Raw genomic sequence first — 20,420 nt, 5'->3', positions numbered from 1 at the left:
CCACTACGATCACATTGACGGCAAAAGGTCGGCTGCGTCCTCAGATGCGGAACGCGGTCACGGGAGCGGGACGAGCGGGCCGGTGACAGGACGCATCAGGGCTCGGAAGTGGCGGACGAGGCTTCGCACGGCGGACGGCTCGCGCAGGACCACGCCGATCTCCAGGTTCTCCGCCAGCGCCCGGTCGGTGAGGTTGGCGCTGCCCAGCAGCGCGCTCCGTTCGTCTGCGGCGATCAGTTTGGCGTGCAAGGAGGCGCGAGACCGGCCGAGGACCGGCCGCCGTTCTCGGGGCCAGTGCCAGAACCGAACGCCGTCCCGGCCGCGCAGAGTCCGGAATGCGGCGGCCGCGCCGGGGCCGTCCAGCGTGCCGCCATCGGCCATCGATGTCTCGAGGACGAGGTCGACGCGGACTCCCCGCTCAGCGGCCCAGGCCAGCTCGGTGACGATCTCTGCCACGCCGTGTGCAGCGAAGCTGACGATCAGCAGGGAGGTCGTGGCCTCGCGGACGACCTCGAGGGCGACCTGGCTGGTGAGCCGCACCGGGACCGCGTCACTCAGCGGACCGCTGGCGACGACCGTGCTCCTGTGCGCCGACTGTTCGCGGCGGATCACGCCGGCGGTTTCGAGGGCGAGCGCGACGGACTCGCCGGTTGCTCCGGAGTGTCGCCACGCGCTGACCAGCCTGCGTGCGATGCCGCCCAGCGCGTAGCCCGGCCGGGCCTCCAGCAGGGCGGCCTCCACCGATGCGGACGGACGCTCGGTGGTGCGCAGGACGCGGCACCACGCCGCCAGGTGCCCCGGTGCGAGTTCGGCGGCGGTGGCGGCGATGATGGACGGCAGGTCGCCGGTCATCGGAAGAAGCCGTACTGGCTTCCGGTGATCGTGTCGGTGACCAGGGCACGGTCGAGGTAGTGATTGCCGCGTTCGCAGGACGTCTCGGCGGCGAACAGGCACGCGTGGCACGCCGCGCCGTAGAGGCGGCCGTGGTGGCGGGGATCATGCTCGGAGCAGAGGGGGTCGGAGCTGCAGAGCCGGGCCGCGTCGAGCGCCTGCCGGATCAGGGGACCGAGGCGGTCGGCGTGTCCGAGCGAGACCAGGCCGCCGAGCGTGCCCTCGCTGTCAGGGGCTGCGGTGTAGAGCAGGACGCCGGCCATCGGTTCGGCGGCGCGGGCGTAGACGCGCTCGGCAATGCCTGTGGCGCTGTAGCCGCTTTCCAGGGAGAACTCCCGGATCAGCGTGTGGGCGAACGTGTGCAGCATGACGTAGCGGATCCCGGGCCAGTGGCCGGGCTCCAGCCCACGGGCGGCCCGCCAGGCGTCGTGGGCCTCCCGAAGGATCTTCTCCCGTTCCCTGACCTCGGGGCGTTCCTCCCACGCGGCGAGGCGCTCCTCCTTGAACTTCAGGAAGATGCCTTCCCCGCGCATCTCCGCACAGGGCACCCACGTCGGGGCGTCCCTGGAGAGCCGGGCGCGGCGGTTGTCGTCGGTGGAGACGACATCCCATTCGGGGGCGTCGATCCTGGTGAAGCCGTAGAGGGCCGCGACCTCGCGGAGTCTCGGGACGAGCGTGACCCGCTCCAGCAAATTCCGTTCGCTGGACGGGACGCTCACCCGGCGCGTGGTGAAGTCGGGCAGATCAACGTCCTCGTCGTGGGTGAAGGCCGCCCACTCCGGCCCGGCGAGGTCGAGTTCGTCCTCGTCGGCCTGCTGATCCCCACCCTGGTCGGCGCGGTCCCGGACGGCCCGCAGGACCGCTTCGGCCCCGTGCACCTGGAGCTCGGGCCACACACTCAGCTTCGGCAGGAGCTTCCGGGCGGCGAGCTCATCGAGGTGAGGCAGCAGATCGAGGTCGTCCCAGAGGTCGGCGACGAGTTGGGCGAGGTCGTTGTCGGCCTTGGGGAGGCTGAACACGCGCATCTGCATGGCGAACCAGCCGTTGGTCGCGCCCAGCGCGAGCGTCCGGGTCGGCAGGCCGCACGGTTCGAAGGTGCCGAGGTGAGGGTGGCGGCCCCGGCATGCGGGCAGGTTCCGCTCGCCCGCGAGGCCGATCGCCTCCGCCATGGTGCGGCTCGCGCCGCACGAGCACGCGACGAAGACGTTGGCGGCCTCGCCGCCGGTGCCGCGTTCGCCGAGCCGGAGCGTGTGGTCGCCGTCTTCCGGGGGCACGCCGCGGTGCGCGAAGTACAACCAGGGGAAGTCGTCCAGGTGGCCCGCCTGGGTGCAGGCGAGGACGAACCGGGCGGGAACCGCGGTGGGTCGCCGGTTGCCGACACCCCGGCAGTTGTGCACGTAGCGAACCTTGTCGGGAGAGAACGCGCTCGGCACCAACTCGAACAGCCGGGAGTCGATCGAGGCGAGGCGGTTGCAACGCAGGTCGGTGCAGCGCAGGTAGCGGGGGAACGCGGCGACCGGCACCCCGACCCTGGTCCATTCGCCGAACGGGTCGCCCGCGTCCTCCGGCGTGTACGGCGGGGTGCGCAGCGTCTCGACCTGCGGCCCGAGTTTGCGGCGGACGGCGGCCAGCAGCCGGTCCTCGGTGAGGACTCGCGCCTGCGGGTCATCCCAGAACTCCAGGCCCATCAGGACGACCGAAAGGTTGGGCAGGTCGGCCACGGCGCCGACGCCGTAGGTGTGCAGGAGCTGGTTGGGGCGCAGCTCGCCAACGCGCATGGTCATGCCTGCTCCTCCCGGGGGACGGGCTGGAAGGGCGGCGCGTCGGCGCCGCCGAGGTCGTACTGGTCGAGGAGCAGGAGCCGGACGCCCGGTTCGACGTCGCGCAAGGAGGTCGGGCATGTCGTCTTGGTCCACGGGGCGCCGTCCGGCTGCCGCAGCAGTCCCGCGACCGCGTCGGAGCGGCGCGGGGTCCGGTAGCCGAGGACGCGTTCGGGGACGGTGCGCTCGCGGGCCCAGTAGTCCAGGCGGGTGTCGAGCTCGCGCTCGACGTCGACGGCATCCCGCGCGTTGCCGAGGACGTCGCGGGCGCGCCGCCGGATCACGTTCACGACGTGGTCGGCGAGCTTGCTCTCCCGGCCGAACAGCCGGGCGGCGTCGTTGGCGTTGAACGCCGGTTCCAGGCCGCGGACGAGCGCCACGAGGACGCCGGTCAGGCCCCGGTCGACGGCCCGGTAGGCGAACGGGGTTACCGAGAGCGCCTCGACGTGCTGGTAGACGGTGGCATGGAAGTGCTCGAACTTCTCGTAGTGCGACAGGTCGCGGGGGCGCGCCCAGTTGTAGACGGTGAACACCAGGCCGGGGTCCTCGCGGCCGACGCGGCTGGTGGCCTGGATGTATTCGGCGGTGGACTTGGGCTGGTTGGCGACCACCATGACGCCGAGGCGGGAGACGTCGACCCCGACCGAGATCATGCTGGTGGCCAGCAGCACGTCGATCGGCCTCCGCTCGCCCTTGGCGCGGGGGCCGAACCGCAGCTCCAGCTCGGCGAGTACTTCGGGGATGTCGCCGGACGAGAGTCGGGACGTCAGCTCGCGCAGCTTCGGGTCGTAACGGCGGGCCAGGCCGCGTTGATCGGCGCGGGCCAGACGCGTGGAGACATCGTCCTCCACCAGGCGTCGCATTCCGCCGAGGTCGCGGAGGCTGTTGAAGTAGCCGACCAGGGTCATGTACGGGTCGGTGACGAGGTTCTGCCCGTATTTGTCATGCAGTGCCTGTGCGGCCGCGAGCACCGCCACGTAGACCCGGATGAGGGTGGACTTGATGCGGACGCCGTGCGCGCAGACGCCGACGTAGCGGCGGCCGGGCTTGACCACCCCCTGGTGGCCGGGGGACGGTTCACTCGGCCGTTGGCGGGCGAAGAAGTTGTCGTCGGCGGTGAGCCCGGGCGGTGGGAAGATCTCGGTACGCGCCCGGTCGAAGAGGGCGGAGAGCTGCCGGTCGGCCCGCCGTACCGTCGCCGTGGAGGCGATCACCTTGGGCCGGACGGTGCGGCCGCCGGACGCCTCCCAGGTGCACAGCCGGTCCACGGCGGTCTCGTACAGGCCGACGAGCGAGCCGAGCGGCCCGGAGATCAGGTGCAGCTCGTCCTGAATGATCAGGTCGGGTGGCCGCACCGGCGGCACCGGGACGTGCCGCGCGGCCGGCAGCGGACCGGTGCGCTGGTGGCTCGTGTGCCCCTCGCAGCACACCTCCGCGAGGTCGGGGGTGACGAAGCCGTGCCGCTCGCAGCGCCGCTCCGCGCGCCCGAACAGAGTCTGGGTGTCTCCGACCCACGGGAGCTGGGCGAACTTGTCGACGGTGGCGATGACGAACGCCGGGCCGAGCCGGTAGATCTCCTCGTCCACGACGACGACCGGCAGGCCGTCGCCGTCTCCGGCGTAGGCGTGGAACTCGCAGTCGAAGTCGGAGCAGCGGATCAGGGTGCGGCGGCGGACGGTGTCGACCTCGATGTCGCGGCCCGCCTCGACGGCCGTCCCGCACCATGGGCAGGACGTGAGCTGGTGCGGGGACCCGGTCACGTGCCGGGGACGGCCGGTGCGGCGCTGGTCCTTGGCCCACTCGTTCGCCTGGTCGGTGCGGTTCGGGGTGACCCGGCCGCCCACCCAAAGGCCGAGCCGGAACGGCGTCCGCCCCCACCTTTCCTCGCCGTCGCGGCGCAGCCGCTCGCAGGCGCAGATCAGGGCCGCGGCCCGCTGGAACTGCTGGATGGTGAGCAGCCGCAGCGTGTATCGCATGAGCACCGCCACGCCGCTCTCCGCGTCGTGTCCGCCGAAGTCCGGGCGGAGCCGCCGGATGGCGAGGGTGAACGCGGTCAGCCCGAGGTACGCCTCGGTCTTGCCGCCGCCGGTGGGGAACCACAGCAGGTCGGCCACGGACTCGTCCCGGCCGCTGCGCTCCGGGTGAAGCGGGTCGGCGAGCGCCGGCAGGTTCAGCAGGATGAAGGCGAGCTGGAACGGGCGCCAGCTGCGATTGCGGACGAGGTCGGCCTCCCGCAGCGCCTCCGGCAGCGGGAGCCGGGGCCTGCGGCGCCGTTCCGCAGCGGCGATGGTGTGGACGCGCTGCAGGTGCATGGCCGCGTTGGCGAACGCGAACGCGCGCCGGGCGTCGCCGTCCTCGGCGAGCAGCGCGATGCCGGCCTCGATCCGGTCGGCGGCGCGCCGCGCGTCGGCGAGGTTGCGCCGCGCCTCGTCTTCGTGGCCAGTGAGCCGGGCGGCCGGGTCCGCGATGGAGTCCGCCTTCCTGCCGAGCCAGGCCCGGTACCCGTCCACCAGCGGCGACAGGGCGGCCCGGAGCTCGTCGGCGTCCATCCCGGCGAGTTGCTTCATGTCGACCTTCAGGTCGGCCAGCTCCGGAAGGTCGGGGTCGGTGTCCGCGTGGGGAACGTCGGTGGCCGGTACCTCGTAAACCGGGACGGCGGTAGTGGAGATCCGGACGGCCCGCATCGGGTCGCGGGGTGATTGCTCGGCGCGGACGGCGACGCCGTGGCCGGTCGCGAACTCGGGGCAGAATCGGTAGGACATCGCGAGCCGGCGCCGTTCGGCCTGGTCGGCCGGGTCCCCGCCCGCCGTCCGGACGGGGCGCCGCACGAACACCGCCGCGTCGCCCGGCGCGTCCGCCCACATCCGGGCCTGGAACACCCACGCGTCGCCGCGGCTCACGTCGCCTCGCTGGGCGTTCACGAGGAACAGCGTGACCAGCCAGTTGCCGTCGTGCTTGCGGACCCGCCCGCGCACCACGACCTCCGGCTGGTCGTCGGTGAGCGGCTGCGGCTTCACCTTGCCCGAGCGGAGCGGAAGGGTGACGGCTCCTGCCATCGGTTCCCGCCGCCACACCAGCTCTCCGGCGCGTTCCTCGGCGGCCGAACGGGCCCGGACGTACCGTGCCCATTCGGCCGTCACGGTCAGGCGGTCGACGTCGCCCGCGACGTGCGCCGTGAAGCCGTAGGAGGAGGGGAACATGCTGGGGACGTTGGGTGCGTTCTGGTCGGGCTCGGATTCGGTGTCGGGTTCGACGTCGGCCAGCGAATCGTGCTCCCCGGGATCGACCGTGGCCCCGTTGGGCGCCAGCCGGCCCAGCAGGTAGCGGTCCGTCGGCCGCTCGGTGAACTCCTCGTCCTCCCCCGCCGCCGGGCCGTGCAGGTCGTTGCAGACGAGCTCGGTCAGCTCGTCGCGGATCGCGGCGGCGTCTGGCACGGTCAGCGGGGGCTGGTCGGTCATGGCAGCACTTTAGGGTGCTGGTCGGACGAACGTCCTCGTTCCCGCTGTTCACAGCGGACCGGCCCGTTAGGGTCTGCAGGTATGGCCCTGGTAAATCTCTCGCTTCGCAATTACCGGTGCTTCGCCGAGCGGCAGGACGTCGAGCTGCGCCCGATCACCGTGGTGCTAGGGAAGAACAACTCGGGCAAAAGCGCACTGGTCCGGGCGCCCCTCATCTTGCAGAGCGGAATTCGCAACGACCACCCTGTGCCTCTCGACCTCGAACAGTTCGGTGACGACGCGCCCGACTTCATCGACCTCGTCCACCGGCGGCTGGACCTGGGCAACATCTCGGTGGGCCTCGGGCTGACCGGTCCGGAGGGCGAGAAGTACACGCTCGACGCCACGGTTCAGAACGTCCCCGAGCTGTACAGCCAGCGGGTCATGGAGTGGTCGCTGCGCTCGGGAGAGGACGATGCGTCCTATACGTGGGTTTTCGGGAGTGCCGGGGAGGAGCTGGATCAGCAGGTCTACCGCAGGCCGGGCCGCCGCTCGACCGTTTCGATGGACTTCAAGGGCCTGCTGCCGACAGAGCTACCGGACGGTGACGGCACGGGATGGTTCGACGCGGCGCGCATCCGCTCGTCCTTCGACCACGTCCGTCACCTCGGGCCGTTCCGTTTCAAGCCGAAGCGACTGGTGCGTCTCCCGGCCCGGGAACCCGACCATGACGAGTTCGGCAGCCGCACGGCAGAAATCCTGGCCTTCGATCACGTGCGCCGGAAGGGCCGTTTGATCAAGAAGATCAACGAGTATCTCCGTACTCCGCTACCGGCGTGGGAACTGGAGGTCCAGCCTCTCCTGGACGGCTTCGCGGTGGGTTTGCGGTCGCGGGAGAAGACCGACCTGTGGGTCCCGGCCACCGACGCCGGAACCGGCATCTCCCAGATCCTGCCGTTCCTGGTACGCAGGGCGCAGGACGAACTGTCCCCGCCTGATCAGGATGTGCTGGAGGTCGTCGAAGAGCCCGAGCTCCACCTCCATCCGTCCGCACAGGCCATCCTGGCCGACCTCTACATCAGGGCCATCGACACGGGCCCGGTCCGGTTCCTGGTGGAGACGCACAGCGAGCCCTTCCTGCTGCGGCTGCGACGCCGCGTCGCGGAGGGCGCTCTGGACGCGAGACGGCTGGCGCTTTACTTCACCGACGATGGCGGCGAGTTCTCGACGATCCGCCGGATCAACGTCGACCTGCTCGGCAACGTGGACTACTGGCCGGAAGGGATCTTCGAGGAGGGGTTCGAAGAGGTGCGGGCCCTCGCCGAGGCCCAGGAGACGCGGTTGGAGAGCGATGCGGGTTGAGCTGACGGCAGCGGCCCTCGAGATGGACGAGCCCGCGGACGAGATCTCGACCCTCCTCGGACATTTCAATAAGAAACGGCATTTGTGGGTGATCGCCCCGCTGCACGTCAAGGCCGCAGAGTCCTTCGTCGAACGGCACATGGCCCCGCCGCGCGTACCGGCGTACAAGCAACTCGTCCGGAAGGCGTCCCAGCAGCAGCACGCCTACAGCACGCCGGCGACTCCGGCGCCGGTGCGGGTCTCTCCTGAGGATTTCAAGGAGCATGTCGAGGACCTCGACCGCCCGGCCGTCCTCGTGGTCGAGAACGACGGGTCCGATAAGAGCTTCGTCAAAGCCATCGCCAAGGTCTTCGGAGCCTCGGACATCCTGGAGGCCATCGACAAACGCTGGCTGGAACTCGGACACGGAGGCGGCACAGACATCTACCGGAGGGCTCGAGAGGAACACGATTCCTTCCACCGGGTCAAGCGCGCGGCGGCGCTGCTCGACAGCGACCGGTGGACGCCGGGCACCCCCGAGAAGAACCGTCACATCATTGCGGAGCTGCGGGCGCTGGGCCTGCGGGTTCATGTGCTGACCCTGCGCGAGGCCGAGAACTACGTGCCCAACAGGGTGCTGCAGGCGGTGAGACCGTTCCGTACGTCGTCGGCGCGGCTCGACCATCTCAAGAAGCTGGACCATGACCAGCGCGGGCACTTCGACATGAAGCACGGCTTCAGGAGGACCAACGGAGTCCCCGAGAAGCAGCGGGAGCTGTTCGCCGGTGCCGACCCCAGGACGGTCGCCGGGCTCGAGGACGGCTTCGGCCGGGATCTGCTGACCGCCTTCGAGTCCATGGCCGACCGCCTCACCGGCGCCGACCTCGCCCGCGACGTCGGCGAGGCCGTGCCCGACGAGCTGCGCAACCTTCTCGCGATGCTCCGAGAGATCCTGTAGGGATGGGTTCATGGCCGCCGACGAGCACGAGATCACCGTCAAGCCGGAGATCCTCCTCATGGAGGATCTGATGACGCTGATCGACCAGGGAAAACTGCGGGTTCCCCGGTTCCAGCGTCCGTTCGTCTGGCGACCGCAGCAGATTCTCGACCTGTTCGACAGCATCGAGCGGGGGTACCCGATCGGCAGCCTGCTCTTCTGGGAGACCCACGAGGAGTACACCACTTTCGAGAGCATCGGCGGCATCGAGCCGCCTGGGGAGCCCGCAGCGGGCTCCGCGGTCTCCTATGTGCTGGACGGCCATCAGCGTCTCTCCGCGCTCTACGGGACCCTGCGACGCCCGGAAGCCCTCGCCCGTTCGGCGGAACAGCGGGACTGGATGTGGTGGCCCTACCGGACCCTGGGAGAGACCGACGACGGCCTGAACCGTTACCGGCATTGGAAGTCCGCCATGCCTCCGCCCTCGCATTACCTCCCGCTTCGCTCTGTCCTGCGGACCATGGAGTTCCTGAGCTTCTCCCGGGCGCTGCTCGACGACCCTCCGGAGGGAGCGGATCCCGATCGGCTGATCAGGGAGGCCGAGGTCATCGCCCAGCGGATCCGGTCGTACCGCATCTCGGTCGTCCGGCTCGTGGGCGGCGACCTCACCAACGCCGTGGAGGTGTTCTCACGGGTCAACAGCACCGGGCAGGCGATGCGCCCGACCGAGATGGTCTCGGCGCTGACCTACCGCAAGGGCGAGGGGCCGACCCTCGCGGAGCGCCTCGACGGGATGGTCGAGCAGGTCGCCGACACCGGGTTCGGCGAGGTCTCCTCCGACGCGCTCTTCCGGGCCGTCCTCGCGGTCGCCGGAGAGGACAACGTCCAGGAGGCCCGCTGGGAGGTGCTGGCCAAGCGCATCCAGGAGGGCCTCGGCGACTCCGCCGAGGCCACCCAGGAGGGGCTGATCCGGGCCGTGGTCTTCCTCCGCGACACGGTCGGGGTGCCGCTGGCGCGGCTGATCCCCTATGACGCCCAGCTGATGCTGCTCGTGACGTTCTTCCACGAATGCCCTGAACCGAGCGCGCGCCAGCTCTCGGAGTTGGCACGATGGTTCTGGGTGACGTCCTGGTCGGGCTTTTTCGCGGGGGCCAATACAACGCAGATCAAGCAGGCGATCCAGCAGATGAGGCGGTTCGCGAAGGACGGAGGCTCGATCACTCCGGCGGACGTCCGGGCCCAGCCCTTCCCGAGCCGTTTCGATCTGCGCAGCGCACGTGTCCGCGCCTTCATCATCTGGGAGCTGCGCGAGTTCCCCGACCGGCTGGCGGCCGACGGCAGCGAGCTCAAGGGCGTGGACATCCTGGCCCACGAAGCCACCGCGGCCTACCGGCACATCGTCCGCAAGCGCGGCCTGCCCGCCACGTCGAGCCCGGCGAACCGGGTCATCATGACGACGGAGCCGGGAGTGTCGGTCAAGAGAACTCTGCTCGATCTCCCCGACGGCATCCGTGACCAGGTGCTCGCCGGCCACGGGATACCGAAGGAAGCGATGGATCTGCTCGTGGCCGGAGACGAGGAGGGCTTCATCAAGTCCCGCCGCGACTTCCTCGCCGACCGCGAGCGGGCGTTCATGACCCGGTACGGGCTCGCCGCCGCCCTGGAGTGGGACAGCGAGCCCGACATCGACACCGGGTGAGGCCCTACCTCACTTGAGGTCGTTGAGCTTGACGCCGTCGGCCTCCCAGGCGTCCCAGCCGTTGGTCTGCTGCCCGGCAAGTGCGACCGCAGCCGGTGACGGCTGGGTGAAGATCCGGCCGTCGGCGAGACGGATGCAGCCGCGCTCGGTGACTGTGGCGTGGTGGGTCTCGTTCTTGCGGGGACGGTGCCAGACGAGCGTGTCACCTGCCTTGAGCCGTCCGGCCTTGATCAGCGGGAGAAGCTTTCCTTCCTCCTCGCCCTCGGCCTGCGGCTCCGCCTTGCCGTCCAGACCCGCCAGGCGGCGCAAAACGCTGTTGGGGTCGTCGAAGCCGACGGCCTGCTTCTCCAGCCAGGCGTAGACATCAGCATCGATGCGGATCGTGGGCATGCCGCCTCCAAACTCTGGACTCTCTACTTTAGAGTTTAGCAAACTTCAGAGTGCAGAGTCCAGGAGGCTCGATGGTCGCCGTACTCGCGCGTGAGAACGTCCACCGGCAGCCGCGGCCAGCGGGTCAAGGCGCCGGTGCGGGCGTCGACGATCAGGACGAAGTCGCCTTCGCCCATGTCGAAGGCAGGCCAAGCCACGAAGCCGTACTCGAACGGCTGAACCCCGAGGGGGACCGTGGGACGGTGGTCGCGGGCGAGGCAGGCGTCCGCGCGGCGCCACGCCTCGGCTCGGTCGATCGCGGCGGGGCGGACGGCGTGCGCGGCAAGCACCCCGGCGACCCGCCGCAGCGTGCGGCACTCCGTACTGCGGCACGCCAGGCAGTTCCACCCGTCCGGCCGGTGCCTTTCCAGGACGGCGACGAGCGCGGTGGTGCAGGCCAGCGCCAGGCTCCGAGCGTCACGGAGGAAGTCGCGGGTGTGCCGGTCGAGTCCCGGCGGGTCCTGGACGAACACGGCGATGGCCTGCGGATCGGCGCGCATGGCGGTGATGGCGGCCGAGTGGACCCGTTCCCGGACCCACGCGTGGAGGGCGGCGTGGCCCTGGGTCACGCCACGTCCCCTGCTTTGAAGACGGCGGTGACCGGGCGGCCCCGGTCGTTGCCGTGCCAGCCCCACGACTCGGCGGTAAGGGAGATGGTCCGCAGCCCTCGGCCGGACTCGTCGGTCACGGCCGCGTCGCGGGCGGCGGGCTCGGCGGCGCCGCCCTGGTCGGCGACCGAGACGGCCACGAGATCGGACACGAACCGCACCTCCACCGTGAACGTCCCGCCGTCCTGTCCGGACTTGGTGTGCCGGAGCGCGTTGACCACCAGCTCGTCCACGGTGAGAACGACGTCGTCGAGGCATGGACGGTCGGCCAGCAGGCTGGAGACGAACCGGCGGGCGGTCCGGGCCTGCGTGACGTCGCCGGGGAACGTCCGGCGCCAGCAGAGCGCCGCGGGCGCCGTGTGAGCGGGAAGCGTCGAGAGCATGCGCACTCCGTGAGCTGAAGTCGGGAAGCGGACGGGGCCGCCTGCACAGTGGCCACATGCTCACACGCGGCAACGCCCAGGAGGGGCGAAGTGCGCTGGTCAGGCGGGGCTGAGACCCGATTCGTGCTTCCCGACCACCGAACGTTCGCCACCGGAACGTGCGGATCCGTCAAGTTCGATTTCTCGTGCCGCTTGTCCGGATCGGACCATGTGCCGCACAGCTTGATCGGTGAACGCATAGCGTTATCTATGTCAACGGAAGGTAATCCCTCGTGGTCGCCGGGCGACGCACCGCGAAGGTCTTGGGAGGTCGCTGATGACCAGCCCGTATATCCGACGCCGCCGCCTCGCCACCGAGCTGCGCAAGCTACGCGAGGCCCGAGACCTCACCATGGACGAGCTGGCCAAGCTCGTCTACCAATCCCGCACCAAGATCTCCAAGCTGGAGAACGCCCAGGTCCGCCCGGACGTGGGTGAGATCATGACCATCCTCGAAGCCCTGGAGGTATCCGCCAAGCAGTACGACACAGTCCTGCGGCTCGCGCGAGACGCCTCCACGAAGGGCTGGTGGGACCGATACGGCAACGCCATGGGTCCACGGCAACGCCTCTATGCCGACCTGGAGTCCGGCGCCGAGTCCATCCGCAGCTACAACCAGACGGCCTTCCCCGCCGTCCTGCAGATCCCCGAGTTCATCGACGCGATGGTCGCACTGGACGAGCATCAGGGGACGCTCGACTACTCACCGGCCCGCATGGTCGAAGCCCGCACCCGCCGACAGCAGCATCTCCTCAGCCCGGACGGTCCCACCTACGAGGCCGTCCTGGACGAGACCATGATCCGCCGGCTCGCCATACCGGCTGACGTGAAGGCCGCGCAGCTCCGACACCTGATCGAGGTCGTCTCGGCCCAGCCGCGCATCATCATGCGGGTGCTGCCGTCGGACGTCCTCATCACCGGCGGCTTCCTGCCGAAGGCGTCGTTCTCCCTCTACGTCTTCCCTGGCCCAACCGACCCGGCAACGGCCGTGGTCGATACCGTCACCACGGATCTCATACTTACGCAGCGCGGCGAGGTGGCACGGTATACCGAGATGTACGACCGCCTCCGGAAGATGGCTCTGTCCCCCGCCGACAGCATCGCCTTCCTCGACAGGGTGGCCAACCAGCTGACCAGCGAGACAGAATCGGACACATGACCAAGAACTACGCAGGCTGGCGCAAGTCGCAGCACAGCGAGCCGAACGGCGATTGCGTGGAAGTGGCCCAGGCCATGGACGGCACCGTCGGCGTTCGCGACTCTAAGGCTCAGCCGTCAGCCGGAATCATCGAACTCAGCCGAACCGAGTGGGCTGGACTCCTCACCTGCCTGCGCAACACCTGACGCTTCGCTTCAGCCTTGGGCTGAGCCCACATGATGTCACCCAGGCTCAGCCCAAGTGCGTCGCCGATGAATCAGAACAGAGCGCCCGGCGGCGGAAACAGACCTTCGATGGAAGATTCCTCAGCGCCCGCCGCTCTGTCCTCGCCAGCGGCCCCGCCCAGCCGCTCGTCAGCCGCACTGGCCTTCTTCCGCGACTTCTTCTTACTGCGCGCGCCTTGATCGGTCTCTTGCTTTTGCCGGTAACGGTTCAGCGCGAGCAATTTGTCGAGCACGAGGTCACGCGCCTGCGGCGATATCGTGAACCGAATGCCTTGCCGCGTCTCATGGAACCCGTGGTCGAGCTCGATGTCCCGCCACGACGGCAACGGTTCCGAGGCCTTCTCCACCTCGAACTCCCGGATCGCAGGCTCCCGCTCCTCGTCCAGCGCGTAAGCTTCCCGAACAGCCTCGTCGATCTTGACATGTATTCTACGCAGCTCAACGATTCCACTATCCCGACAAACGGGATCATTGAAGCGATTATACAACACAGTTAGTCCAATTTTTCCTCGCTCCATCAACGATTGCCTTGCGGTATCTATTTCGCCACCCACGCGCGACATCTCTGCTGTTGAGGTGGGCCTTGGAAAGGTATCAAAGCAGTCCGATGGAGCGTATTGCAGGTCCGCTTTCAATCTCCCTGAATACTCCCATGCCCATTGGATGTGGAGGCTTGAAGACAGGAGAGCCAAGTCTTCCGACTTGTCTGTAGCAAAGACAACGACCTTTTCATTCAACACTCGATCATTATTCACGAAGGTCGGCGCCGCCGTGCTACTGACCCTTGCGATCACAAGGACACGATCAAAATCCTTAGAGATTTCATGGAGACCGACCGCACGCTCAGCAAACTGCCACCACCGCTCCCTGCGAACCTTGCGTTTATTCTGCGCCCGAAAGGGCTTAACTTGACGCTCTACAATCTCAAAGCAATCGCGGTAGGTTCGAGCCCTACCCTCATCCCAGTCATGGAAGTTGATAACCCAGCGCGGAGCCGACAAGTCCCATCGAGAGTTGATATCCTCTCCGCCCATGTAAGGGAACAAGACGTCTTTGTTGCGCGGGTCCTTGGCGATGAGTTCCTGAGCCTTCTCCGGCTCCAGCACGAAACCCTTCCCGAGCACAATGGAGCCCTGGAACGACTGCCCCTCGTTCGCGACGAGACGGTACGGGTCGCCTGTAACCCGGGACTGAGGATCCAGACTCGACGTGATTCCGACGACCTCGCGGCCGTCCAGGATCGGCTTCTCCTCCTCCCCCGGATGTCCCGTCCAGACCAGCGAGACCTCCAGGGACGCCGTGCCCGGCCAGGGTTGGGACTTCTCCGCTCGGTAGATCTTCCAGCCCTTGTCGCGGGCCTGGGCGAGGCCAACTTCCCGCGTGTCCCCTTGGGCGAGGGTGTTGGTGGCGATGATGCCGACCCGGCCGTCTTTCGTGATGGCGAGGTCGCGCAGGTAGAAGTACGCGCACAGGTCGGCGCTGCCGCGCCGGCCGCCGCCGATGTGGTGGACGAGGTACTCGCGCATGTCGACGCCCATCGCGCCGGTGAGCCGCTGGCCGCCGATGAAGGGTGGGTTGCCGACGACGGCGGAGAAGCCGCCCCGACGCATGACCTCGGGGAATTCGAGCGGCCAGTGGAAGGGCTTGACCGGGGCCTTCCTTGTGCCCTTGAGCCAGCTATGCAGCTTGCCTCGCAGTTCACCTTCGAGCGGTGACGGTGGGGCTTCGCGGGCGAGGTCCTTGATCTGCTCCACCCGTTCCGAGCGGAGAACGGCCTGCACATCGTTCGCGAGGTCGTCCAGCCGCGCGTCCAGTTCGTCTAGCGGACGTCCGGCGGTGGAGAGGGCCGCGGCGGCAACGGCGTCGGCGGCCAGCCGGAGAGCCTCGGTGAGGCGTTCGGCCTCGGCCAGCTTCCGCTGCTTCTCCGCGACGCGCTCGATGTCGTCGGCGGGGAACGTCTCGATCTCCTCGCGGAGTTCCTGCGCCTGGGTGAGCACCGAGGAAAGGTCGTCCATGACGCTCCCGAACCGGGCGTTGACGCTTCCGCCCCAGCCGGGATCGAGGTGGAAGCTCCAGACCTGGGCCTCGTCGATCAGGCCGACGAGGGAATCGCCGTGCCGGAGGGCGTGGTCGAGGAAGCTGAACGGCTTGTCCTTGGCCAGGGTCTCGATCCACAGGGACAGCTTGGCCAGCTCGACGGCCATGTCGTCGCGGTCGACGCCGTACATGCAGCTCGCGGCGGTGCGGCGCTTGGCGAAGATCAGGAGGTCGTCGCGGTCGTGTTCGGGGCCGAGCAGGTCGAGGACGTCTTCGGGTACGCCGTCGCGCTCCCAGGCATCCACGACGCGTTCGGCGATGTACCGGCAGGCCGACACGAGGAACGCGCCGGAGCCCATCGCCGGGTCGCAGACCTTGAGGCTCAGGAGTTCGTCCGCGGGCTTGGGCCGCCATTCGTCCTCGGGGGCGCCTTCGGCGGGGCCGGGCCGGTGGCACAGCGGCGCGAGAGTGTGCTGGACGATCTCCTGCGCGAGCGACTTCGGCGTGTAGTGGGTGCCAGTGGCGCGGCGGTCGCCGACCTGGGTGAACAGGACGGAACCGGCCGGGTAGACGGTCGGGTCGCCGCGCAGGTCCGGGCGCAGCAAGCCGAAGAACGGCCGGATGCGTCCGGCGAGTTCTTCATCGTTGTCGCAGGCGGCGTGCAGCGCGGCTGCCTGTTCGGTGTTCGGGGCCGTGCCGAGCGACTTCTCCACCTGCTTCGGGGTGGCGCCGCACTCGTCCTTGAGCCATGCGAGGAACGATTCGGTGCCCTTGGCATGCTCTTCTTCGAGCCGGCGCAGCGGCAGTTCCGGTTCGAGCTTGCCCGTCAGCCCGACGTAGGGTTCGTCGACCTTCAGGCAGGAGAATTCCAGCAGGCCCTCGTAGACGTGGCCGATCTGCTCGACGTCCAAGCCCTTGTACGAGAGGCGTTCGGCGGCTGCCTTGCCGCGCTTGTGGCGCAGGATGAGGAGAGCGTCCAGGACCTCGTGCACGACGCGGTCGGTGACGGGCGCTTCGGCCAACCATTCGTGTCCGGACGGGTCGAACAGCGATCCGCCGTAGGCGGGGATGCGCAGGTCCGGGTGTTCGCTGCCGCCGTGGACGGCGCGGAACAGGGCGAGCAGCCGGTACCAGGCCGCGGAACGGCGATCCCCGACCTCCTCGCCCTGCTGGTCGCGTTCGGCCGACAGCCGGTCGTACAGTGCCGCGACCCCGTACGAGAGCCGGTACAGCTCGTCGGTGGGCAGGAGTTCCTGCTCCTCGGCGTACAGCAGGAACACCAGGCGCATCAACACGATGAGCGCGGCCCGGTAGATGTCGCGTTCGGTGACGTCCGCGAGCAGGGTGCCGCCGGATTCGCGGTCCAGCCGGGCGAGTTCCCCGACGAGGAGTTCGACGGCCTGCCGGACCTGGCGGCCGAGGGTGTCGGTGACCTGCGCCTGCGCCTGGGCGCTGCGGGCGAACAGCGAGGCCAGCCCGTCGGAGGGGGTCCCGTCGGGGCGTTCGGCGGGCGCCAGGGAGCGGCGCGCGCCCAGCAGCGTCGTGAACGCCCGCAGTAGGAGCGGTTCCTCCAGCCACAGGTCGGCGTCGAAGACGGCGGTGGAGGTCGCCTCCTTGTGCCTGGCGTGCACCAGGATCCAGAACCGGCCGTTGGTGACCAGGGCCAGCGGCACGCCGGTTTCCCGGCACAGCGCGGCAGCCTGCTCGACGGGAGACAGACGGTCGCCGCGCCCCCGCGTCAGGGGCTCGTCCCACGGATGCTTGTAGATGAACAGCCGCATGGCGCGGCCGGCGGGGCTCGGCCCGTACGCCACGAAGTCGGGACGGGCGCGGCGGTACAGCTCCTCGATCGTCGAGCCCTGGACGAGGGCGTTGAAGGGGATGCCGAGGAGGGTCCGCAGGACGCGGTCGTACCAGCCCGGCAGCAGCAGGTCGGGATCGTCCTGCACCTGGTTCCATGCCTGCCGGATCTCGTCGCGGGTCTCGGCGGGCACGGTGTCGAGGCCCTGCGGCAGCGCCTCGACGAGCACCGGCAGAGCGAGGAACGGGCCGTCGGGGCGCAGCAGGCCGAGCCATTCGGCGTGCTGGTCGGGAACCGACTGAACGGGGCGGCGGGTGCGGGGCGGCATCAGCGCGTGCCTCCCGGGCGGTGCGCGACCGAGTCGGGCACCAGGAACGTCACGGCAGCGGGGAACCAGCGGCCGCGGGGGTCGGCGTAGCGGCGGCGCAGCGCCGCCGCCTCCTGCTCCCGCTGCTCGGGGATGGTGCGCAGCCGTTCGGCGAGGGCCTCGCGGTCGCGGTGCAGCTGCGTGCGCTGCTCGTCGCTGTCGAAGAGGCTTCCCTGCTCCCAGCGTCCGACGTCGTCGAGCGCGGCCCCGATGGACCGTTCGAGCTCGGTGAGCACCGCCTGGATCGCCTCCACCTCTTCGTCCCCGCGCCGGGCGATCAGCTTGTCGAGGCTGCGGGTCCGCTGCCCGGCCCGGGTCCGCAGCGCCCGGCCCAGCGGCTCCGACAGGTTCCCCCACAGCCCGGCGAGCCGGTCCCGGACGTCCTCGGATACCGGCTCCTCGCGGGCGGCCGAGAGCCAGTTTTCCACTTCGTCCTCGCGCGCACGGACGAACTGCCCGCCCTCGATGAAGCCGCCCGCCACGATGATCTCCTCGTGCAGCCGGGTGCCCTCGGCGCCGGTGACGACGACACGGCCGTGTGCGACGACCGCGGGCGTCCGCAGCACGTCGCCGGGGACGGTCCGGGCGGTGACCCGGGACAGCTTGGCGCTCTGGCCGGTGGCGCCCGCCCACAGCTCCGCGCGCAGCAGCCGCAGGCACATCTGCACCAGTCGGTGCCCCAGGTGGAGGAGCACCACGTCGGTGCGTCCGGCCACCGCGTCCTGGTCGAAGGTCACGAGGCGTTCCGCGCCGGTGACCGGGTGGTGCAGGCCCGCGTTGCGCGCCCGCGCCCACGCGCCCGGCAGCTCCGGCAGCCGAAAGCAGCGCGAGGAGAAGCCGTCCGGGGCGGGGGCGTCGATGAGGTCCTTGCGGTGGGCGAGCCCCAGGCCCGTGCGCACCACCCGCTCGATCATCTCCGGGAAGAGGTTCAGCTCGGTACGGCTGCTCGAGAGGGCTCCGGTGAGGCGCTCCAAGTCGCGCGCCAGGTCACGCTCGACCTTCAGCCGTGCGCTCGTCGACCTGCGGGCGATCTCGACGTCCGCGCTCTGCCAGTCCGCGCGGCGGCCCAGCATCTTCTGCTCCACCTGCGCCGCGATGACCTCGCCGGCGCTGCCGAGGTCCTCGCGGATCTGCTCGACCTTGCGGACCGCGGTCTGCAGGAACAGCATCTCGTCCTCGAGGGTCCCGGCATCGAAGTCGGCACCGTCCCAGCCACGCGGAACGAAGTGCAGGACCCGCACCTCGTCGGCGCGCTGGCCGTGCCGGTCGACGCGGCCGTTGCGCTGTTCGAGGCGGTTGGGGTTCCACGGGATTTCCCAGTGCAGCAGCCGGTGGCAGTGGTTCTGCAGGTTGATGCCCTCACTGGCGGCGTCCGTGGCGAGCAGGATCCGGACGTCCCCGCCCGGCAGGTCTGGGGACTCCTGGAAGACGTTCTTGACGTGCTCGCGCTGGTCGGGGTCCTGCCCTCCGTACAACAGGGCGATCCGGTCCGCGGGGTAGCCGGCGGCGACCAGCCGCTCGTGCAGCCAGCGCTGGGTGTCGCGGTACTCGGTGAAGACGATGACCCGCTCGGACGTCCATTCGCCGCGCGGGCCGTCCGGACAAACGATCGGCTCCAGCCAGGTGCGCAGCGCGTCGAACTTGGCGTCGGGACGATCCTGCGCTCCGCGCGCCCACGTGTGCAGTTCCCGAAGAATGCCACGCTCCTCCTCGGTGAGCGGTGGAGACATGCGCCGGACGGCGGTGAGCGCGTCGGTCTCGACGGTGCCGTACGCGGTGTCGTCCTCGGCGGTCTCCTCCAGCCGTTCGACCAGCGGCCGCAGCGCCCTCGCCCCAGCCCGCGCGGCGACTTCCCCGAAGTCGTCGCCGCCGGTGTCCCGGGCGCTCATGGTCTTCAGGTGCGTCTCAACGGTCTCCGCGAACGCCTTCGGGGAGGAGAACAGCCGCTTCTTCAGCAGCATGGTCACGAAGTCGGCGGCATGGGCGCCGCCCTTGCCGTTCGTCCCGGATCGGGTGCGGCGGCTGTCGGCGTAGCGGGTGAGCAGGGCGTGGGCGTCCCGTTCGGCCTTGGAGTAGTCAACCTCCAGAGGGTCGAGCTTGCGGGCGGGGAACGCCGGGGAGCCGTCCCAGCGCGCCGGTAGGTCGCGCTTGAGGCGGCGTACCATGATCCGCTTGAGTTGCTCGTCGGTCGGTTTGACGCCGCGGGCGAACCGCTGGTCGTCCAGCAGTTCCAGCAGCGCGGTGAACGACTCCAGGTAGCCGTTGTGCGGTGTCGCCGACAGGAACAGCCGGTGCTCGCAGTGCGGAGCGAGCTGCCGGATCGCCTGGGTGCGCAGCGAGTCCACGGCGTACTTGCCGCGGCCGGACGGCGCGCAGGTGTGGACCTCGTCGACCACCAGCAGGTCGAACGTGCGGGGGTGGCGCGGGACGGCGGGCAGCACGTCCCGCAGCAGGCGCAGCGGCCGTTCCCGCTTGAGCCAGTCGATGCTGACGATGAGCCGCGGGTAGTGCGTCCACGGGTTGGCGTAGAGGCCGCGTTCCCGGCGGAGCCGCTTGAGCAGTGCCGTGTCGACGATGTGGAAGTCCAGGCCGAACTTGTCGCGCATCTCGTCGTGCCACTGGACGGTGAGTCCCGCCGGGCACACGATGATCATCGTGCGGGCGCGGTGGCGGAGCAGCAGCTCCTGCATGACGAGGCCCGCCTCGACCGTCTTGCCGAGGCCGACGTCGTCGGCGATCAGCAGGTTCGTGCGCGGCATCGACAGGGCGCGGACCACGGGGTCGAGCTGGTAATCCTCGATCTGGATACCGGAGCGGAACGGGGCCTGCAAGGCGGTCTTGTCGGCCGAGGCGATGGCGCCCCAGCGGACGGCGTCGAGGAAAGCGTCGAGTTCCGCCGGGTCGTCGAAGCCGTCGGCGGGGTCGGGCAGCAGCGCCTGGTCGTGCACGACGGCGCCGTACTCCAGCTCCCAGACGACCCGGAGTTCCTCATCGCGGGCGTCGTCCTCGATGCTGATCAGCGTCACGAGGTGCTGCGGTTCGCCCGTCAGTTCGTAGGGGTCGCTGCTGGCGACCGTCCCGCGGACGACCTCGGCCACCACCCACTGGCGGTTGCGCACGGTCACCAGCTGTCCCTGCGCCGGCGCCCCGCTCTCCGTCGCCACCATCGTCACGCTCCCCATGCCCGCAAGTATCGCCGGGCACCGGACCCCGTCGTCCATGCAACGGCCCGACGATGACCACCTTGT

13 protein-coding genes are annotated in these 20,420 nt (G+C 69.5%); 5 read left to right on the top strand and 8 right to left on the bottom strand.

Features of this window, described 5'->3' with window-relative positions:
• Nucleotides 1–57: 57 nt before the first annotated feature.
• Genes drmC through drmA form a run of 3 tightly spaced genes read right to left on the bottom strand, consistent with a single transcriptional unit; the run spans nucleotide 58 to nucleotide 6,169 of the window.
• Entirely contained in the window at nucleotides 58–852 is a 795-nt protein-coding gene (gene drmC / locus AB0L25_RS10825) for a DISARM system phospholipase D-like protein DrmC (protein WP_500170765.1), read from the bottom strand.
• Nucleotides 849–2,675, bottom strand: coding sequence for a DrmB family protein (drmB, locus tag AB0L25_RS10820; protein ID WP_500170763.1), 1,827 nt, complete (start codon nucleotides 2,673–2,675; stop codon nucleotides 849–851). The genes drmC and drmB overlap by 4 nt, the downstream gene beginning before the upstream one ends.
• Nucleotides 2,672–6,169 carry a DISARM system helicase DrmA gene (gene drmA, locus AB0L25_RS10815; RefSeq protein ID WP_500170761.1) on the bottom strand — a complete coding sequence of 1,166 codons (3,498 nt, stop codon included), beginning with the start codon at nucleotides 6,167–6,169 and terminating at the stop codon, nucleotides 2,672–2,674. Before drmA ends, drmB begins: the two co-directional genes overlap by 4 nt.
• Before the next feature lie 81 nt (nucleotides 6,170–6,250).
• Between drmA and AB0L25_RS10810 the strand changes: the two genes are divergently transcribed.
• From AB0L25_RS10810 to AB0L25_RS10800, 3 genes are read left to right on the top strand one after another with little or no spacing between them, the layout of a single operon-like run.
• On the top strand, nucleotides 6,251–7,510 hold the full coding sequence (locus AB0L25_RS10810; RefSeq protein ID WP_500170759.1) for an AAA family ATPase: 1,260 nt from the start codon (nucleotides 6,251–6,253) through the stop codon (nucleotides 7,508–7,510).
• The gene (locus AB0L25_RS10805) at nucleotides 7,500–8,447 is read left to right on the top strand and encodes a hypothetical protein (protein WP_500170757.1); all 948 of its coding nucleotides are present in this window, start codon (nucleotides 7,500–7,502) and stop codon (nucleotides 8,445–8,447) included. The genes AB0L25_RS10810 and AB0L25_RS10805 overlap by 11 nt, the downstream gene beginning before the upstream one ends.
• Nucleotides 8,448–8,457: 10 nt before the next feature.
• Nucleotides 8,458–10,125 carry a DUF262 domain-containing protein gene (locus AB0L25_RS10800; protein WP_500170755.1) on the top strand — a complete coding sequence of 556 codons (1,668 nt, stop codon included), beginning with the start codon at nucleotides 8,458–8,460 and terminating at the stop codon, nucleotides 10,123–10,125.
• Nucleotides 10,126–10,134: 9 nt separating this feature from the next.
• Here AB0L25_RS10800 and AB0L25_RS10795 read toward each other — a convergent pair whose 3' ends face one another.
• From AB0L25_RS10795 to AB0L25_RS10785, 3 genes are read right to left on the bottom strand one after another with little or no spacing between them, the layout of a single operon-like run.
• On the bottom strand, nucleotides 10,135–10,515 hold the full coding sequence (locus tag AB0L25_RS10795) for a DUF4357 domain-containing protein (RefSeq protein ID WP_500170753.1): 381 nt from the start codon (nucleotides 10,513–10,515) through the stop codon (nucleotides 10,135–10,137).
• A 35-nt stretch (nucleotides 10,516–10,550) separates the two neighbouring features.
• Nucleotides 10,551–11,123 (bottom strand): SUKH-4 family immunity protein, encoded by a 573-nt coding sequence (locus tag AB0L25_RS10790; RefSeq protein WP_500170752.1) that lies wholly within the window; start codon nucleotides 11,121–11,123, stop codon nucleotides 10,551–10,553.
• Nucleotides 11,120–11,545 carry an ATP-binding protein gene (locus AB0L25_RS10785; protein WP_500170750.1) on the bottom strand — a complete coding sequence of 142 codons (426 nt, stop codon included), beginning with the start codon at nucleotides 11,543–11,545 and terminating at the stop codon, nucleotides 11,120–11,122. The genes AB0L25_RS10790 and AB0L25_RS10785 overlap by 4 nt, the downstream gene beginning before the upstream one ends.
• 316 nt (nucleotides 11,546–11,861) lie before the next feature.
• Here AB0L25_RS10785 and AB0L25_RS10780 point away from each other — a divergent pair, with 316 nt between their 5' ends.
• Together AB0L25_RS10780 and AB0L25_RS10775 are read left to right on the top strand one after the other, a co-directional pair.
• The gene (locus AB0L25_RS10780; protein WP_500170748.1) at nucleotides 11,862–12,743 is read left to right on the top strand and encodes a helix-turn-helix domain-containing protein; all 882 of its coding nucleotides are present in this window, start codon (nucleotides 11,862–11,864) and stop codon (nucleotides 12,741–12,743) included.
• A complete protein-coding gene (locus AB0L25_RS10775) occupies nucleotides 12,740–12,928 on the top strand; it encodes a DUF397 domain-containing protein (protein ID WP_500170746.1) in 189 nt (62 codons plus the stop codon). The genes AB0L25_RS10780 and AB0L25_RS10775 overlap by 4 nt, the downstream gene beginning before the upstream one ends.
• A 71-nt stretch (nucleotides 12,929–12,999) precedes the next feature.
• Here AB0L25_RS10775 and AB0L25_RS10770 read toward each other — a convergent pair whose 3' ends face one another.
• Together AB0L25_RS10770 and drmD are read right to left on the bottom strand one after the other, a co-directional pair.
• Nucleotides 13,000–17,133, bottom strand: a complete 4,134-nt coding sequence (locus AB0L25_RS10770) for an Eco57I restriction-modification methylase domain-containing protein (RefSeq protein WP_500170744.1) — start codon at nucleotides 17,131–17,133, stop codon at nucleotides 13,000–13,002.
• Nucleotides 17,133–20,354, bottom strand: coding sequence for a DISARM system SNF2-like helicase DrmD (drmD, locus tag AB0L25_RS10765; protein WP_500170742.1), 3,222 nt, complete (start codon nucleotides 20,352–20,354; stop codon nucleotides 17,133–17,135). The genes AB0L25_RS10770 and drmD overlap by 1 nt, the downstream gene beginning before the upstream one ends.
• Nucleotides 20,355–20,420: the final 66 nt, after the last annotated feature.

The sequence above is a fragment of the Spirillospora sp. NPDC052242 genome, assembly GCF_040679555.1.
Lineage (GTDB): Bacteria > Actinomycetota > Actinomycetes > Streptosporangiales > Streptosporangiaceae > Spirillospora.
The sequence above is the reverse complement of the archived record's forward strand: the minus strand, read 5'-3'. Positions and strand labels throughout refer to the sequence as shown.

Bases quoted from the DNA above. Each gene is read 5' to 3' on its own strand.
- AB0L25_RS10775 (WP_500170746.1), top strand. From the start codon at position 12,740: ATGACCAAGAACTACGCAGGCTGGCGCAAGTCGCAGCACAGCGAGCCG.
- AB0L25_RS10805 (WP_500170757.1), top strand. From the start codon at position 7,500: ATGCGGGTTGAGCTGACGGCAGCGGCCCTCGAGATGGACGAGCCCGCG.
- drmA (WP_500170761.1), bottom strand. From the start codon at position 6,169: ATGACCGACCAGCCCCCGCTGACCGTGCCAGACGCCGCCGCGATCCGC.
- AB0L25_RS10810 (WP_500170759.1), top strand. From the start codon at position 6,251: ATGGCCCTGGTAAATCTCTCGCTTCGCAATTACCGGTGCTTCGCCGAG.
- AB0L25_RS10770 (WP_500170744.1), bottom strand. From the start codon at position 17,133: ATGCCGCCCCGCACCCGCCGCCCCGTTCAGTCGGTTCCCGACCAGCAC.
- AB0L25_RS10795 (WP_500170753.1), bottom strand. From the start codon at position 10,515: ATGCCCACGATCCGCATCGATGCTGATGTCTACGCCTGGCTGGAGAAG.
- drmB (WP_500170763.1), bottom strand. From the start codon at position 2,675: ATGACCATGCGCGTTGGCGAGCTGCGCCCCAACCAGCTCCTGCACACC.
- AB0L25_RS10780 (WP_500170748.1), top strand. From the start codon at position 11,862: ATGACCAGCCCGTATATCCGACGCCGCCGCCTCGCCACCGAGCTGCGC.
- AB0L25_RS10785 (WP_500170750.1), bottom strand. From the start codon at position 11,545: ATGCTCTCGACGCTTCCCGCTCACACGGCGCCCGCGGCGCTCTGCTGG.
- drmC (WP_500170765.1), bottom strand. From the start codon at position 852: ATGACCGGCGACCTGCCGTCCATCATCGCCGCCACCGCCGCCGAACTC.
- AB0L25_RS10800 (WP_500170755.1), top strand. From the start codon at position 8,458: ATGGCCGCCGACGAGCACGAGATCACCGTCAAGCCGGAGATCCTCCTC.
- drmD (WP_500170742.1), bottom strand. From the start codon at position 20,354: ATGGGGAGCGTGACGATGGTGGCGACGGAGAGCGGGGCGCCGGCGCAG.